This is a genomic window from Novosphingobium sp. CF614 (assembly GCF_900113255.1).
In the GTDB taxonomy this organism is placed as follows: domain Bacteria; phylum Pseudomonadota; class Alphaproteobacteria; order Sphingomonadales; family Sphingomonadaceae; genus Novosphingobium.
Window position 1 is genome coordinate 44445 of sequence record NZ_FOOR01000007.1, and the last position, 14085, is coordinate 58529.

Sequence of the window (14085 nt, forward strand, 5' to 3'; positions counted from 1 at the left end):
CCGCCCCACGGCGCTCGGGGGGCGGATGGCCTGACCGGCGGTCGCTTGCGGCCCGGCGGTCGAGCCATCCCCACCCCCCGAAAATCTGAAAATCTATAGGAGAAATGTGATGACAATTTCCGTAAGAATCAGCGTCAATGGGAACTATAAGTGCCCCATCAGCTACAAGCAGGGCGATCGGGAAGAGAACCATGTCGTATCAGGATACGGTCGTGACACACCAAACGAACTCTATATTCATTTCTTCCACGGACCGGATGTAATGACTCTCAGTGTCGGCCCGGAAGAACCCGATAACGGCTCTGCCTCAGCCGATTAGAGGTTAACAGGCAATCATGACCGGCCTGATTTCCTCCCCCGTCCCCGCGCCCGATCCGGAGGCGGCGCAGGTTGTCGCCGATGGCTGGTTCCCGCCGATCGCGCTCGCCGATGTGCGCGATCGGCTGCGCCTGGGCGAGGGCACCGTGTCCACCGCGCGGCTGACCGAGGCGATCGAGGGCGGCATGGTCCACGCCTTGCGCGAGCTGGCCCAGTGGCGCGCCGCCCGCGTGCTGGACGGCGCCGGGGAACTGGCGGATGTGACCACCGACCAGCTCAACGGCCACAACTACGCGGTGCTGCTGTGGCAGCGGGTGGTGCGCTATTTCGCCGGCGCCGATCTCGCCGCCGATTACCGCGACGTGTCCGCCACCGACCAGGGGCTGGACCGCGCCGCCGAAAAAGACCTCACCAGCGACGAACTGCGCCGCCGCGCCCTTGCCGCCGTTGCCGACTTGCGCAGCATCGGCGGCGATCCGGTGGCGCGCAACCGGGTGGAGCTGATTTGATGGCCGCCGATCTCACCATGCTCGAAAAACATGCGCTCGAACTGTCGGCTGAGCTGTGGAATGCGTTCATGGCTTTACCCGTCCAGCACGTCGACGATATCGCTGAATTTCGCCACAAGCTTCACGATCTTCAACGCATAGTCCTGTCACGTCCGGCGCATCGGACAATGCAGGAATGACCACCGCCACCGCCCGCGCCGGCGAAACCATCGATGCCATCTGCTGGCGCGAGCTGGGCCGCACGCGGGACGTCACCGAACAGGTGCTGGCGCTCAATCCGGGGCTCGCCGCGCTGGGCCCGGCCTTGCCGGCCGGCACCACCGTGATCCTGCCCGAAGTCGCGCAGATCGCCCCGGCCTTGCGCGAAACCGTCAATCTCTGGGACTGAGAGACTGAAAGCATGCGGAAGATCGATACCCTGCGCGCCGCGATCACCGCCGCCCTGCCGGAACTGGCGCAGAACCCCGATCGCCTGCGCATCTGGATCGAGCGCGGCGCCGCCCAGTGCCGGGACACCAGAACCGAGGCTTTCGGCTTCGCCTACCAGGCCAATGTCCTGATCGTCGAGATGGCCAGCGATATCGCGGTGCTGGCGCTGGCGATCTTCCGCTGGCAACGCGTCAACCAGCCCCACCTGCTTGCACCTGGCAAAGACGGCTTCAGTTTCGACGTCGATATCCTGGACAACAAATGCGCGGACGTGCTGCTGCAAATCCAGATCGAGGAGAACGTTACCGTCACCCCGGTCGAGGGCGGCGGCTCGCAGCTCGCCTACCTGCCGGAGCCGGACCCGCTGTTTGACGACGATCTCGGCCTGGGCGATACCGATCCGATCCCGCTGCTCACCGGCGTCGAGGTGGCCGAAGACCTGCCGCCCTGGGATGACTGATCGGTGGCGGAGGACCTGCGCGAACTGGAAGAATGGCTGGGCGGGATCGTCAATGGCCTGGAACCCGCCCGCCGCCGCCGCGCCGCGCTGAAACTGGGCCAGGCGCTGCGCCGCGCCAACCTGCTGCGCATCGCCGCCAATGTCGAGCCCGAAGGCGGGGCGATGGCGCCCCGCAAGCCTCGCCTGGATCGCGGCGGCGGCCTGCGCGGCAAGGCCGGCGGCAAGATGTTCCGCCGCCTGCGCCTGACCCGTTCATGGAGAATTGCCGCCGACGCCGAAGGCGTGGAAATCGCCCCTGCCTCGGCCGCGATCGACCGCGTCGCCGCCGTTCACCATTTCGGCGAGACCGATACCGTCGGCCGCGATCGCAGGGGCGGCCGGATTCGCGCCAGGTATGCCGCCCGCCGCCTGCTCGGTTTCGCGGAACAGGACCGCGCGCTGGCGCTGGAAATCGCCGCCGCGCTGCTCGATCCCGACGCGTCCTGATCCGGACAAGACCCTGTAGCACCGGCTCCTACCGGCCCACCCCCTTCCGCGCGCGCGGCATGACGGGCCATGTCGGACGCCATGGTCGGTTCGATCGCCTCATCCTCCGCCGTCGATCTTTCGGCGCTGCCGCCGCCGGTCCTGGTCGCGCAGCCCGATTACGAGACGCGCCTGGCCGCGAAGCTCGCCGGCCTGATCGTGGCCTATCCGGCATTTTCGGCACTGGTCGAAAGCGACCCGGCCATGAAGCTGCTCGAATCGGACAGCTATGACGAGACGGTGCTGGCCCAGGCCTTCAACGACGCCGCGCGCGGCCTGCTGCTGGCTTTCGCCACGGGCGACAACCTCGACCAGCTCGGCGCGCTGGTGGACGTCGCGCGCCTCACCCTGACCGAGGCGACCGACACCGCCGCTGCCGTGATGGAAGGCGACACCGCCTTCCGCCGGCGCATCCAGATCGCCCCGCATGCCTTTTCGGTCGCCGGGCCTGACCTGGCCTATGTCTACCACGCGCTCTCCGCCGATCCGGACGTGGCGGACGCCACTGCCGTTTCGCCCAGCCCCGGGGAAGTGGTGGTGACGGTGCTCTCCGCCAGCGGCACCGGCGTGCCATCGCCCGAAGTAATCGCCGCCGTGGATACCAGGCTTCAAGGCCCGATCCGCCCGCTCACCGATCACGTCACCGTGCAGGCCGCGGCGCTGGTCGATTTCGCGGTGGAGGCGCAGCTTTACGTCTTCGCCGGCCCGGACCAGACGCTGATCCTCGATACCGCGCAGGCCGCGCTCACCGCGCACCTCGCCGCCATCCGCAAGCTCGGCCGCGACGTCTCTCGATCGGCGCTCATCGCCGCGCTCCACGTCGGCAATGTCCAGCGCGTTGAGCTGCTGCAACCGGCGATCGATCTCGTGATCGATGACGGCCAGGTCGGCAACCCGACCTCGGTCTCTGTCACCATCGCGGGGACCGAGCTGTGAGCCTGCTGCCCCCCAACGCCACTCCGGCCGAGCGCGCGCTGGAAAGCGCCATGCTCGCCGATATCGATCTGTCGGCGGTGGGCACGCTGTGGGATCCGGCTACTTGCCCGGCCGATGTCCTGCCTTTCCTGGCCTGGGGCCTCTCCATCACCCATTGGGATACCGACTGGAACGAGGCCGAGAAGCGCGCGGCCGTCGCCGACGCCATCCCGTTTCACAAGATCAAGGGCACCCGCGCCGCGGTGGAACAGGTGCTCGCCCGCTTCCATCCGCTCCTCAGCCTCACCGAATGGTGGCAGACTGACCCACCCCGCGCGCCGCATACCTTCGAAGTCCGCGCCCCGGCCGATATCGGCGCCACCTTCCTCACGCCCGAAACCGCCGAAGCGATCATCCGCGATGTTGCCGCCGCCAAGCCGCTCCGCGCGCATTTCGATTTCGTGCAGGTGCTGGAAGCGCAGGCTGGGCTCTACATGGCGGCGGGCGGCATGACGGGGACCATGTACCGGTCCGATTACACGACCATGATCGACACGAGCCGTGACTGGTCGCTGGTCCTGCAAACCGAAGATGGCGAACCGATCCTGACCGAAGACGGCCTCGATTACCTGGAGGATGAATAGTGGCCGTCCATGTCCTCAAATTGACCGATGCCGGCCTTGCCGCCGTCCAGGCCGCCAGCGGCACCGATCCGGTTTCGATCATCGAACTCGGCCTCACCAACACGCCCTTCGATTACGCGCCCACGCTCGAGGCGCTTCCCGGCGAGTTCAAGCGGCTCGACGTGGCGAGCGGCGTGGCTGCCGCGCCCAACATCACCCACCTGACCGCCTACGACAACAGCACCGATGTCTGGACGGCCAGCGGGCTGGGGCTGTTCCTGGCGGATGGAACCCTTTTCGCGGTCCACGCCAGCGCCGATCCGGTCATGTCCAAGGTCGGGCTGGCCTTCGCGCTGCTGGCCTTCGACATCGCCTTTGACGCGGACCTCGCCGCCAACATCTCCTACGGCAACGCGATCTTCGCCTATCCCCCGGCGACCGAGGAAACGCGCGGCGTCGCCCGCCTCGCCACCCAGGAGCGCGTCGATGATCTGGCGGACGCCGGCGACGACGCCGAAACCATCGTCACCCCCAGGACATTGCGTTCGCGCCTGGCCGCGATGCTGGCGGCGATCAACGCCAGCATCGCGGCCGTCATCGCCTCCCTCAATGCCGAAACGACGGCACGGACAGACGGTGACAATGCGCTGAACGCCGCGATCGGTGCCGAGGCCGCTACCCGCGCCGCCGCCGACGATGTCCTGAACACGGCGATCGGCAACGAAGCGACGGCGCGGGCGGATGGTGACAGTGCGCTCAACGCCGCGATCGGCGCCGAGGCCGCTACCCGTGCCGCCGCCGACGATGCCCTGAACACGGCGATCGGCAACGAGGCGACGGCGCGGGCGGATGGTGACAGTGCACTCAACGCCGCGCTCGCCGCCGAAGCCACCGCCCGCACCAATGCCGACAATGCGCTTGCCGCCCACACTGTCACCGGCGCCGGCCTCGTCAGCGGTGGCGGGGCGCTTTCGACCAACCCGAGCCTCACCGTGAGCGCGGCGAGCGGCGCGCAGCTCCAGGCGGCGCTGGCCAACGACGTGGCGGTGACGCCCGCCGCGTTTGGGGCATTGCCGCGCGCGGACGGCGCCACCGCCTACGAGGTGCATCCCGGCGGCACGCTGATCCAGCGCGGCCAGCGTCGCACCACGTATACGACGCAGCAATCGGTGACGATCACCTTCCCGATCGCCTTCGCCGACACCGATTACGATTTGCAGCTTACCCCAGTGATCCCTGCCGCCGGCAACTACGACAATTATTGCCAGGAGGTGGATGGCACGCGCTCCACCACTGGCGTGCAGATCTATCTCCAGGACCCATCCAGCGGCGCATCGTCGAACCTGGCCGGCTTCAACTGGCGCGCGGAAGGGAGAGCCTGATGGACCACGAAACATCACCTATCCTCTGGAGCCCGGGCACGCGCGGTTTCTACCTGCGCGGCATTTCCGCCGCGATCCCGGAAGACGCCCGGCCGCTTGAGCGTGACATCCACGCGTCCTTGCTCCACCAGCAGACTCAAGGCGCCACGATCGAGCCCTGCTCACGGACCGGACGTCCCCGCGCCCGCCATGAACGGCTCAGCATCGCGGACCGCCGCGCCGCGCTCGCCGCCGCCGTGAAGAACGAGGCCCGCCGCCGCATTGATGCGGTGAGCCCCGCCTGGCGCCAGATCAACGACTTGCGAGCGCCGAGCATGGCGGCCACCGAACGCTTCGCCGCGATCGATGCCATCCGCGCTGCCTCGGCCGCGATCGAGAAACTGCTAGCCGGCATGGCCGCCGCCAACCTCGACACTTTTCCCATCGCCGAACACCCGCTTTGGCCCAAATTCCAGGACTCCGTGGCATGACCAAGCTCAGCCTGATCCCGGCGGCGGCGGCGCTGATCGACTATGACGGCCGCAGCGTGGCCGACGTGCTGGCCCAGCTTGAATACGCCGGCCTGGCTATCACTTCGATGACGGCCGTCCCCGCGCAGATCGAAGCGGGCGGCAGCGCCGACGTCACTGTATCCTGGACCCTGCTCGGCACCCCGACCGGGCAGACCCTCGAAGGCGTCACCGTCGCGGTCGGCACGCTGAGCAAGCTTTTTCCCGGCGTTTCGGCGGCCATCACTTATGACCTCTACGTCGAGGACACCGGCGCCCCGGGCGGGACCGCGAGCGACACCCGGCAGGCCAGCGTGGCCTGCCTGGACAAGGGCCATGCCGGCACCATCAACAAAACGGACGGCGCGACGCTGACCAGCGCCGAAGTCAACGCGATGGCGCAATCCTGGTTCGAAACCGGCTCGCTCAGCCGCACCCGCAATTTCACCACCGCGGCGGACGGCGCGATCTGGGTCTCTATTCCAGCGGCATTCGCCGATCCGGCAACCTTCAAGGTGAATAACAATGTGATCGTGCCGGTCAAAACCACGCGGTCCCATACGACTGCAACCGGACAGGTCGTGGCTTATGACGACTTCCTGCTCAGCGATGTGATTTCGGCCGGCACGGCGATCGTACTGGAGATCATCGGATGAGCGTCATTCAGCAAGTCTTCGCCAAGCTCAAGCACGCCGGAGGGCTGAGGTTTCTGGATGCCTCGGACATCGAGGAGACCGCTGACGCCAAAGTCATGACGGCGAGCGAACGTGCGATCACTGCGCGCTTCGGCGCGCCATCTCTCTCCAATCCCGCCATAATTGGCATCGATGACAACAAAAATGCATGGATATATTTGACGCCATCCGACTTCATGTGGAAACCGCTGGCCGATATCAAGGCCGTCACGGACCAGCTTGCCCCGGTCGCCGGAGGCATAACGAGTGTAACGGCGGCCACCCCGACTTTCTCGCTGGCAGACGGTGCAGGTGCCGTGTGGGCGTCGTTCACGCCGAGCGAGTGCTCCTACAAGCCGATCAATGATTTGCAGGCCGTCACGGACCAGCTCGCCCCGATCGCTGGAGGCATAAAGAGTGTAACGGCGGCCACCCCGACTTTCTCGCTGGCAGACGGTGCAGGTGCCGTGTGGGCGTCGTTCACGCCGAGCGAGTGCTCCTACAAGCCGATCAATGATTTGCAGGCGGATGTTGCCGCGCTCCAAGCCGGGCAGGAATCGACCATGTGGGCCGAGCTCTACCCGGTGGGGCAGGCGCTGCACATGATTTATTACGGCCAATCCCTGACAGCCGGCCGCGGAGCCGCCGCCATATCGACCAGTCCACTCGCCTACGCATATCGCTACGTCGGCGGCGTCGCTGCGCAGGACAACATCGGATCGTCGTCGAGCGCAACGAACCACGCATCCATCGTCGCACACATTGAGACTGACATGACAGACGGGGGACGCGGCGCGTTCCTATATGGCGAAACGCCCGCGTACGGCGGCGCGATGATGTTACACCAGCTTTATGCCGCTGATGGGTTCGATATGGGCACGGACGCGCCCGTGCTGCTGTCGTCGGTGCCGGCGATTGGCGGACAGAGCCTGGTCAACCTGATGCCGGGCGGCGCTAGTTCTGGGTGGACGTTTCTGACCGACGCTATCGGCTATGCTCCGGCGCGATGTCTTGCCGACTTAAGCCGCGCTTACGGCGGCCTGGGCCTGGGATGGAATCAGGGTCAGGCCGAAATCGGTCTGGGAACGCCGGGGGAAACGTACAAGACGAATATGATTTCCATGCGTGCGTCTGCTGAGGCGCTAGTGCAGGCAGCGGAAGGTAACACCCGGCCATTTCCAATATTCATTGCTCAGGTAGCGGCCCATCCGAATTACAGTGTCGCGGACCCGATTATCGCCCGGGCGCAGCTAGAGCTATGCCAGGAGCAGGCCTATTTTGCGCTAGCCTGCCCTGATTACATCTTCACGCGGCAGGCCGATGGGATACACATCACGGCTACGTCCGAGCTATGGATGGGCGCCTACCAAACGCTCTGCGCCTATCGCTGGTGCGTGAAGGGTGAAAAGCCAGTGCCTCTCGTTCCGACTGCGCAGCGCCTCGGCGCGCGCACGATCGCACTGACATTCCCGGTTGCCTCGGGTCGCAAGTTGCAATGGGATACCGCAATCGTTGCGGCGCAAACTAATTACGGCTTTACGGCGGTGAACACGGCGACCAGCGCGGCGCTGACTATCACTGGCGTAACCATCGGCGGGGCGGGGCGGGTCGCGTACCTGACTTTCTCGGCCGACCTGCCTGCCGCCGCTCAAATCCGGTACGCGTGGCAGTCTGGCGATGGCAAGAAAGGCGCGGGCAATCTGCGCGATGATGACCCGCTGGTGTTTGACCCGAGCGGACACAACCTGCCCATGCATACGTGGGCGCCGATTTTCGACTTGGAGGTATAAATGGCTAAAGCGATTGTCATTAAATGCGACGGCGTCGCATCGTACAGTTTCGGAAAGATTGTCGAGGTCAATGATGATACCGGGGCGCTGTTCGCCGCGTACATCTTCGGCGATGACTACGTAGGAAGCAGCCTCTTCGACTATGCGGACAACGGTCACGATTTGACGAACAGCTTTGCTGCGTTCGGGGAAAATTATGCTTCTGTCGGCGGCGGTGCCCGATTGCTGCTGCCCTTCAGCGGCGCTGACGTTGCTGCTTTCGCCTCGGCGATCACAGTTATCGTGGTCCACAAGACGCCGGCCGCAAACACGGCTTTTCTAGTGTCGAATTACGTCAACGGGTCGACTCCTGCGATCGTTATCGCCGCGCCCAATAATGCGGCGGCCCGCACCTATTCGGTCGGCGCCACCGCCCAAAACACACAAATCGCGACGGACCCCACCCGAGGCGATCAGTTCGTTCTCAGCGCCGCCACGTGGACACCGACTCAGCATTCTGTCCACTACATCAAAAATGGCGTCGCCACGCATAATGCTGTCGCCGCCTGGACCTCGACCGCCCCGTTCGGGGGTGCCAATAATCTCACCATTTCGACGCTGGTCGCCGGCGGCTTCGACGGAGCCAGCGATGTGGCGGCGGTGCTGGTCTATGACAGGGTCCTGACCAATGCGGAGATCGAGGCCGAGCATGACATGCTGGCGGTCCTGCTGACCGTTGGCCTCACGCCGATCGCATGACCGACCTCTTCGCCATCGTCCCGAACTGGCTTCCAGGCTGGCTCAGCGCCGGGGCGGCGGCGGGCGGTGGTTTCGGTGTCATCAAGTGGGGTCTGGAGTTTCTGGGGGGCCGGATGGACAAGCGCGAGGCGGCGATCGACGCCGGCACGCAGATGCTGATCGCCAGTCTGGAGGCCCGGCTTAACGCGCTTACCGCCCGCCTCGACAAGGTCGAGACTGAACTGGCCGATTGCCGCCGAAAGCACGCAGAGGCGGAGGCGAAGGTGATGCGCCTTGAAGCGATGCAGCAGGGCTATGGCCGGGCGCGCGAACAGGCGGCGCTGATCGTCGCGGCCGAGCGGCTTGAGCAAAGGGGGATTTGAGATGACCCGGAACTGGCTTCGTCTGGCCGAACTGATCGCGCTCGTCGCCCTGGGCGGCGGCCTGCTGGTGCTATGCGGCATGATGATTTCGCAGGACAAGATGGGCGAGGCATTCGGCACCGCCCTGCTGGCCTTCGGCTCGATCGTGCAGGCGATCCGCAACCAGTCCCAGGCCCACGCCATGAACGCGATGGCCGATCATCTCGCCAAATCGGTCCCCGCCAGGGAAGACGCAGAGGAGCGCATGCCATGAAGCTCGGCCCCAAAGGCAAGGCCCTGATCCAGAAATGGGAAGGCTGCGCGAAAAAGCGCGCCGATGGCCGGTTCGCCGCCTATCCCGACCCCGGCAGCGCGGACGGCAAGCCCTGGACGATCGGATGGGGCTCCACCGGGCCGGACATCGGCCCCGGCACCGTCTGGACCCAGGCGCAGTGCGACGCCCGGTTCGCCCGGGATATCCAGCGCTATGTCGATGACGTGGCCCGCGCGATCGGCACCGCGCCGACATCCCAGGACCAGTTCGACGCCATGGTCTCCTTCCATTACAACACCGGCAGGATCGGCGCGGCGACGCTGACCAGAAAGCACCGGGCCGGGGACCACGCCGGCGCCGCCGCCGAGTTCGGCAAGTGGATCTACAACGCCGGCAAGCCCATGAACGGCCTGAAATCCCGCCGCGCCGACGAAGCCCGGCTCTACCGGGGCGAGGCATGACCGCGCTCTGGCTGGCGCTGCGCTGCGTGCGCTCCGGTTTCGCCGCCGGCGGGCGCTGGGCACTGGCCAGCAACGTGCACCTGATGATCGTCCTGGCCGCGCTGGTCGGCGCCTGGGGCTGGTGGGGCTGGCACCGCAATGCGCTGTGCGAACGCCAGCTGGTCAAGGCGAACCGGATCATCGCGGCGATGCGATCGGCCGCCGAACAGGCCGCCCTCGATCAGGCCAGGGTCAACCATGCGCCGGCCGAAACGTCCAGACATATCGCGGAGGACAGCAATGCGAAGAGCCCCGAATATTACGCGCAGGTTGCCCGTGCCGGCACTGCTTATGCTGCTGCCCATCCTGTCGGCCTGCGCTGCCCGTCCGGTGGAAGTGCGCCCGGCCTTGCCGATCTGCCCGGAGCCGATCGTGCTGCCCCGATCGATGACCGATCCGGTCAGGCTGCCGGCATGGTTGCCCTCTCCGCTGCCGATTTCGACCTCCTCAACGCCAACAGCGCCCGCCTCGCCCAGGTGCGCCAGGATGCCCAGGCCCTGATCGCCGCCGGCGTGGCCGCGCCTTCGGATTCCGCGCCGCGATGAAACAGCAGGAAGACATCCCGGCCGATCTCTCCGAACTGATCCGCCTGGGCACCATCGCCACGGTGGACCTCGCCGCCGGCACCTGCACCGTGCTTTATGGCAATCCGGACGATGACGACGGCGGCGCCGAAACGCCCGCCATCCGCTGGGCCGCGCCCCGCGCCGGCAGCACCCGCATCTGGTCTCCCCCCACCGTGGGCGAGCAAGTGCTGCTTCTGGTCCCGGACGGTCAGCTCGCCGGCGCCGTCGCGCTGCTGGGCATCACCCAGGACAGCTTCCCGCCGGCGGGAGACAGCTTGACCGAAGTCATGCTCTTCGCGGACGGCGCCCGGATCGCCTATGACCCGGAAGACCACGCGCTCACCGCCATCCTGCCCGATGGCGGCACCGCGACGATCACCGCCCCCGGCGGCCTCACCATCAACGCGGACGTGACGATCACCGGCAACGTCACCCTCAACGGCAAGCTGGATGCCAGCGAAGACGTGACGGCGGACGGGATCAGCCTCAAGAGCCACAAGCACGGAAACGTCCAGTCCGGCGGCTCCCAGACTGGCGAGCCGGTCTGATCCTCGATAGGCAGGCGCATGTCCGCGCTTACCATCCTCGCCTCCGCCGCGCTCTGCGTCGGCTCCGTCCACGATGGAGACACCTTGCGCACTTGCGCCGGCGAGCGCGTGCGCATCGCCAATATCGATGCGCCGGAAATGCCGGACAGCCCCAAATGCACCGGCCGCACCCGCCGGGGCTGGTGCGACTATCGCCTGGCCGAACGCAGCCGGGACGCGCTCGCCGGCCTGCTTGCCGCCAGCCCGGCCAGGCTCCGGCGCATCGGCCGCGACAAGTACGGCCGCACTCTCGCCATTGTCACCGTGAACGGCCAGGACGCGGGAGAATACCTGATCGCCAGGGGCCTCGCCCGCCGCTGGTAGCGCCCTTCGTCGCGCATCTGGCCGGGTAGCACCGGCTCCTACAAAGCCAACCTCTGGCATCATCCGCGCCGAAGGCGCTTGTGTCCCATCTCATGAACGGGATGAACGTCACAACCGGCCAGGCGCTTGACGGCACCGCGCACCTTGCGCAGTCGATCGCCGACATCCTCGGCACGCCGCTGGGCTGGCGGGTCATGCGCCGCGACTATGGCTCGCTGCTGTTCGACCTGATCGACCAGCCCATCAACGCGGCCACCGTCATGCTGCTGCGCGCCGCTACCGCCGTTTCGCTGCGACGCTGGGAACCCCGGCTCAAGCTTTCCAAGGTCTCGCTATCCGGCACCCCGGCGGACGGCACCCTAACGATCACCCTTTCGGGCACCCGCACCGACGTGCCGGCGCCCAACGCGCGCACCACGCTTTCCATCCCGCTCCCCGCCATCCTGGCCAGCAGCTGAAGGACCCGCCATGCCCCACGGCCTTACCATCACCGAATCGGCAACCGGCGCCCGGTCGATCCTGGCGCCCAGCCTTTCCGTCATCGGCATCATCGCCACCGCCACCGCCGCCGCCGGGCAGGCGACAACCGATCTCGACGCGGCCTTCCCGCTCAACGTCCCGGTCCTGGTCACCGACGTCGATACCGCGTCCGGCAATGCCGGCACCGGCGGCACGCTCAAGTCCGCGCTCGAGGCGATCGGCGACCAGACCAGCCCGATCGTCGTCGTCGTCCGCGTCGCCGTCGATGCCGACCAGGCGGACCAGGACGCCAACGTGATCGGCGCCACCACCGGCAACAGCTACACCGGCATCCAGGCGCTGCTCGCCGCCGAAAGCGTGGTCGGCGTGCGCCCGCGCATCATCGCCGCCCCCGGCCTCGATACCCAGGCCGTCACCGCCGAACTGGTGGTGGCCGCCAAGAAGCTGCGCGCCATGGTCTATGCCGCCGCGATCGGAGACGACGTGGCCGAAGTGGTGCTTTATCGCGACAACTTCGGCGACCGCGAGCTGATGCTGATCTGGCCGGACACCTCCACCACGATTCCGGGTGACGCCATCGCCCGCGCGGTCGGCCTGCGCGCGCTGATCGACGAGGAGCAGGGCTGGAACAAGACGATCAGCAACGTCACCATCGGCGGCGTCACCGAAATCTCCAAGCACGTCCACTTCGATCTGCTGGACACGTCCACCGATGCCGGCGTGCTGAATGATGCCCAGGTCACCACCCTGATCCGCAATACCGGTTACCGCTTCTGGGGCAACCGCACCTGCGCGGGAGAGGATCAGCCCGAATTCGCCTTCGAATCGGCGGTACGCACCAGCCACGCGCTGCAGGACGTGATCGTCTCCGTGTTCCTCCCTTTCTTCGATCGCCCGATGACGGTGGCGATGGTCAAGGACCTGCTGGAAACCTGCAACGCCGCCATGCGCCAGCTCAAGGCGCAAGGCCGGATCGTCGGCGCGCTGGCCTATTTCGACAAGACCAAGAACTCGGCCGAACAGCTCGCCGCCGGCCGCCCCACCATCGGCATCAAGTACACGCCGACCGCGCCGATGGAAAACCCGATCGTAGAGCTCATCAACACCGCAGAATTTTACGAAGGCTTCGCCGATCAGCTCGTCTGATCGCACCACGCTTATTCGCTTCGCCGCTCATCCTGGGCCTGTCGAAGGATTGAAGGAAAAAGGAACCGCGCCATGGGCCTCCCCCGCAAGCTCATCAACATCAACGTCTTCGTCAACGGCCGGGGCTGGCTGGGCGAAGTCTCCGAATTCGAGGAGCCCAAGCTTGCCTTCGCCAGCGAGGAATGGCGCGGCGGCGGCATGCTCGGCCCGGTCAAGCTGGACAAGGGCCTGGAAGCGATGGAGGCCACCATTACCATGGGCAGCCACACCGCCTACCTGATCCGCCAGTTCGGCACCACCGACGTCGAAGGCACGCGCCTGCGCCTGGTCGCCGCCTACCGCGCCGATGACGGCGGCGCCGCCCAGGCGGTGGAAATCTACCTGGGCGGCCGGTTCTCGGAAATCGACCTGGGCAAGTCCAAGCCGGGCGACGATACCGAGCACAAGTACACCGCCCAGCTCAACTACTACCGCCGCGTGGTCGACGGCAGGACAGAGGCGGAAATCGACATGCTCGGCGGCCTGTTCATGATCGACGGCGTCGATCGCTATGCGGAGATCATGTCCATCCTCACCGGCTGACATCCCACTGCGGCCACCCAACCCGGCGAGCGGTCCAAACGCGGGGCGCCGCCCGCCGTCCGGGCTGGGGAGGACGGTTTCTTACCTCGGCCGATCCTCCCCGGCCCATCATTCCCAGCCCCGCCACCAGAGGAGCCCCGCACATGACCGACCAGCCAGAAATCCCGCTAGACGAACCGATCAAGCGCGGTGAAACCGAAATCATATCCGTCAGGCTTCGTCGGCCCAGGAGTGGTGAACTGCGCGGCTTATCCATGCTTGATCTCATGCAGATGAAGGTCGATTCCGTGCACGAACTACTGCCGCGCATCACGGTGCCGCCACTGACCGAACTGGAAGTGCGGGACGTTTGCCTGGCGGATTTCCTGAAGCTTTCGACCGAGATCGCCAGTTTTTTTCTGCCGAAGGACAGCCCGGAATCCCCGGACGAATAG

Annotated in this window: 23 protein-coding genes; all 23 read left to right on the forward strand. The window is 66.3% G+C overall.

The window, feature by feature from the left end; all coding sequences use genetic code 11:
- The first annotated feature begins 109 nt into the window (after positions 1-109).
- Positions 110-319: a hypothetical protein gene (locus BM052_RS19455; RefSeq protein WP_143084800.1), complete on the forward strand. Its 210-nt coding sequence runs from the start codon at positions 110-112 to the stop codon at positions 317-319.
- A 16-nt stretch (positions 320-335) separates the two neighbouring features.
- Positions 336-827 carry a head completion/stabilization protein gene (locus BM052_RS09830; RefSeq protein WP_091146159.1) on the forward strand — a complete coding sequence of 164 codons (492 nt, stop codon included), beginning with the start codon at positions 336-338 and terminating at the stop codon, positions 825-827.
- Positions 827-1006, forward strand: coding sequence for a hypothetical protein (locus BM052_RS09835; protein WP_091146162.1), 180 nt, complete (start codon positions 827-829; stop codon positions 1004-1006). The genes BM052_RS09830 and BM052_RS09835 overlap by 1 nt, the downstream gene beginning before the upstream one ends.
- Positions 1003-1215, forward strand: coding sequence for a tail protein X (locus BM052_RS09840; protein WP_091146164.1), 213 nt, complete (start codon positions 1003-1005; stop codon positions 1213-1215). The genes BM052_RS09835 and BM052_RS09840 overlap by 4 nt, the downstream gene beginning before the upstream one ends.
- Before the next feature lie 12 nt (positions 1216-1227).
- The gene (locus BM052_RS09845; RefSeq protein WP_091146166.1) at positions 1228-1716 is read left to right on the forward strand and encodes a phage tail protein; all 489 of its coding nucleotides are present in this window, start codon (positions 1228-1230) and stop codon (positions 1714-1716) included.
- A 3-nt stretch (positions 1717-1719) separates the two neighbouring features.
- Positions 1720-2202 (forward strand): phage virion morphogenesis protein, encoded by a 483-nt coding sequence (locus BM052_RS09850; protein ID WP_091146168.1) that lies wholly within the window; start codon positions 1720-1722, stop codon positions 2200-2202.
- Between the two features lie 69 nt (positions 2203-2271).
- Positions 2272-3177, forward strand: a complete 906-nt coding sequence (locus tag BM052_RS09855; protein WP_255406063.1) for a baseplate assembly protein — start codon at positions 2272-2274, stop codon at positions 3175-3177.
- Entirely contained in the window at positions 3174-3800 is a 627-nt protein-coding gene (locus BM052_RS09860; protein WP_091146170.1) for a phage tail protein I, read from the forward strand. The genes BM052_RS09855 and BM052_RS09860 overlap by 4 nt, the downstream gene beginning before the upstream one ends.
- Positions 3800-5161 (forward strand): gp53-like domain-containing protein, encoded by a 1362-nt coding sequence (locus BM052_RS09865; RefSeq protein ID WP_091146172.1) that lies wholly within the window; start codon positions 3800-3802, stop codon positions 5159-5161. Before BM052_RS09860 ends, BM052_RS09865 begins: the two co-directional genes overlap by 1 nt.
- Positions 5161-5631 carry a hypothetical protein gene (locus BM052_RS09870; protein WP_091146174.1) on the forward strand — a complete coding sequence of 157 codons (471 nt, stop codon included), beginning with the start codon at positions 5161-5163 and terminating at the stop codon, positions 5629-5631. The genes BM052_RS09865 and BM052_RS09870 overlap by 1 nt, the downstream gene beginning before the upstream one ends.
- Positions 5628-6305 (forward strand): hypothetical protein, encoded by a 678-nt coding sequence (locus tag BM052_RS09875; RefSeq protein ID WP_091146176.1) that lies wholly within the window; start codon positions 5628-5630, stop codon positions 6303-6305. The genes BM052_RS09870 and BM052_RS09875 overlap by 4 nt, the downstream gene beginning before the upstream one ends.
- Positions 6302-8113, forward strand: a complete 1812-nt coding sequence (locus BM052_RS09880) for a hypothetical protein (protein WP_091146179.1) — start codon at positions 6302-6304, stop codon at positions 8111-8113. Before BM052_RS09875 ends, BM052_RS09880 begins: the two co-directional genes overlap by 4 nt.
- Positions 8114-8851, forward strand: a complete 738-nt coding sequence (locus BM052_RS09885; RefSeq protein WP_091146181.1) for a hypothetical protein — start codon at positions 8114-8116, stop codon at positions 8849-8851.
- Positions 8848-9213: a hypothetical protein gene (locus tag BM052_RS09890; protein ID WP_091146183.1), complete on the forward strand. Its 366-nt coding sequence runs from the start codon at positions 8848-8850 to the stop codon at positions 9211-9213. The genes BM052_RS09885 and BM052_RS09890 overlap by 4 nt, the downstream gene beginning before the upstream one ends.
- Position 9214: 1 nt before the next feature.
- A complete protein-coding gene (locus tag BM052_RS09895; RefSeq protein WP_091146185.1) occupies positions 9215-9466 on the forward strand; it encodes a hypothetical protein in 252 nt (83 codons plus the stop codon).
- Positions 9463-9927, forward strand: a complete 465-nt coding sequence (locus BM052_RS09900) for a lysozyme (protein ID WP_091146187.1) — start codon at positions 9463-9465, stop codon at positions 9925-9927. The genes BM052_RS09895 and BM052_RS09900 overlap by 4 nt, the downstream gene beginning before the upstream one ends.
- Positions 9924-10511 carry a hypothetical protein gene (locus BM052_RS09905; protein WP_091146189.1) on the forward strand — a complete coding sequence of 196 codons (588 nt, stop codon included), beginning with the start codon at positions 9924-9926 and terminating at the stop codon, positions 10509-10511. Before BM052_RS09900 ends, BM052_RS09905 begins: the two co-directional genes overlap by 4 nt.
- The gene (locus BM052_RS09910; RefSeq protein ID WP_091146192.1) at positions 10508-11080 is read left to right on the forward strand and encodes a phage baseplate assembly protein V; all 573 of its coding nucleotides are present in this window, start codon (positions 10508-10510) and stop codon (positions 11078-11080) included. Before BM052_RS09905 ends, BM052_RS09910 begins: the two co-directional genes overlap by 4 nt.
- Before the next feature lie 18 nt (positions 11081-11098).
- On the forward strand, positions 11099-11443 hold the full coding sequence (locus BM052_RS09915; RefSeq protein WP_091146193.1) for a thermonuclease family protein: 345 nt from the start codon (positions 11099-11101) through the stop codon (positions 11441-11443).
- 101 nt (positions 11444-11544) lie between these two features.
- Positions 11545-11901: a GPW/gp25 family protein gene (locus tag BM052_RS09920; protein ID WP_255406064.1), complete on the forward strand. Its 357-nt coding sequence runs from the start codon at positions 11545-11547 to the stop codon at positions 11899-11901.
- Between the two features lie 10 nt (positions 11902-11911).
- Positions 11912-13069, forward strand: a complete 1158-nt coding sequence (locus BM052_RS09925; protein WP_091146198.1) for a phage tail sheath subtilisin-like domain-containing protein — start codon at positions 11912-11914, stop codon at positions 13067-13069.
- 72 nt (positions 13070-13141) lie between these two features.
- Positions 13142-13651, forward strand: coding sequence for a phage major tail tube protein (locus tag BM052_RS09930; protein ID WP_091146200.1), 510 nt, complete (start codon positions 13142-13144; stop codon positions 13649-13651).
- 143 nt (positions 13652-13794) lie between these two features.
- Positions 13795-14085, forward strand: a complete 291-nt coding sequence (locus tag BM052_RS09935; RefSeq protein WP_091146202.1) for a phage tail assembly protein — start codon at positions 13795-13797, stop codon at positions 14083-14085.

Coding starts and splice junctions, on each gene's coding strand:
- BM052_RS19455 (WP_143084800.1), top strand. CDS start 110: ATGACAATTTCCGTAAGAATCAGCGTCAATGGGAACTATAAGTGCCCC.
- BM052_RS09830 (WP_091146159.1), top strand. CDS start 336: ATGACCGGCCTGATTTCCTCCCCCGTCCCCGCGCCCGATCCGGAGGCG.
- BM052_RS09835 (WP_091146162.1), top strand. CDS start 827: ATGGCCGCCGATCTCACCATGCTCGAAAAACATGCGCTCGAACTGTCG.
- BM052_RS09840 (WP_091146164.1), top strand. CDS start 1,003: ATGACCACCGCCACCGCCCGCGCCGGCGAAACCATCGATGCCATCTGC.
- BM052_RS09845 (WP_091146166.1), top strand. CDS start 1,228: ATGCGGAAGATCGATACCCTGCGCGCCGCGATCACCGCCGCCCTGCCG.
- BM052_RS09855 (WP_255406063.1), top strand. CDS start 2,272: ATGTCGGACGCCATGGTCGGTTCGATCGCCTCATCCTCCGCCGTCGAT.
- BM052_RS09870 (WP_091146174.1), top strand. CDS start 5,161: ATGGACCACGAAACATCACCTATCCTCTGGAGCCCGGGCACGCGCGGT.
- BM052_RS09875 (WP_091146176.1), top strand. CDS start 5,628: ATGACCAAGCTCAGCCTGATCCCGGCGGCGGCGGCGCTGATCGACTAT.
- BM052_RS09880 (WP_091146179.1), top strand. CDS start 6,302: ATGAGCGTCATTCAGCAAGTCTTCGCCAAGCTCAAGCACGCCGGAGGG.
- BM052_RS09885 (WP_091146181.1), top strand. CDS start 8,114: ATGGCTAAAGCGATTGTCATTAAATGCGACGGCGTCGCATCGTACAGT.
- BM052_RS09890 (WP_091146183.1), top strand. CDS start 8,848: ATGACCGACCTCTTCGCCATCGTCCCGAACTGGCTTCCAGGCTGGCTC.
- BM052_RS09895 (WP_091146185.1), top strand. CDS start 9,215: ATGACCCGGAACTGGCTTCGTCTGGCCGAACTGATCGCGCTCGTCGCC.
- BM052_RS09900 (WP_091146187.1), top strand. CDS start 9,463: ATGAAGCTCGGCCCCAAAGGCAAGGCCCTGATCCAGAAATGGGAAGGC.
- BM052_RS09905 (WP_091146189.1), top strand. CDS start 9,924: ATGACCGCGCTCTGGCTGGCGCTGCGCTGCGTGCGCTCCGGTTTCGCC.
- BM052_RS09910 (WP_091146192.1), top strand. CDS start 10,508: ATGAAACAGCAGGAAGACATCCCGGCCGATCTCTCCGAACTGATCCGC.
- BM052_RS09915 (WP_091146193.1), top strand. CDS start 11,099: ATGTCCGCGCTTACCATCCTCGCCTCCGCCGCGCTCTGCGTCGGCTCC.
- BM052_RS09920 (WP_255406064.1), top strand. CDS start 11,545: ATGAACGTCACAACCGGCCAGGCGCTTGACGGCACCGCGCACCTTGCG.
- BM052_RS09925 (WP_091146198.1), top strand. CDS start 11,912: ATGCCCCACGGCCTTACCATCACCGAATCGGCAACCGGCGCCCGGTCG.
- BM052_RS09930 (WP_091146200.1), top strand. CDS start 13,142: ATGGGCCTCCCCCGCAAGCTCATCAACATCAACGTCTTCGTCAACGGC.
- BM052_RS09935 (WP_091146202.1), top strand. CDS start 13,795: ATGACCGACCAGCCAGAAATCCCGCTAGACGAACCGATCAAGCGCGGT.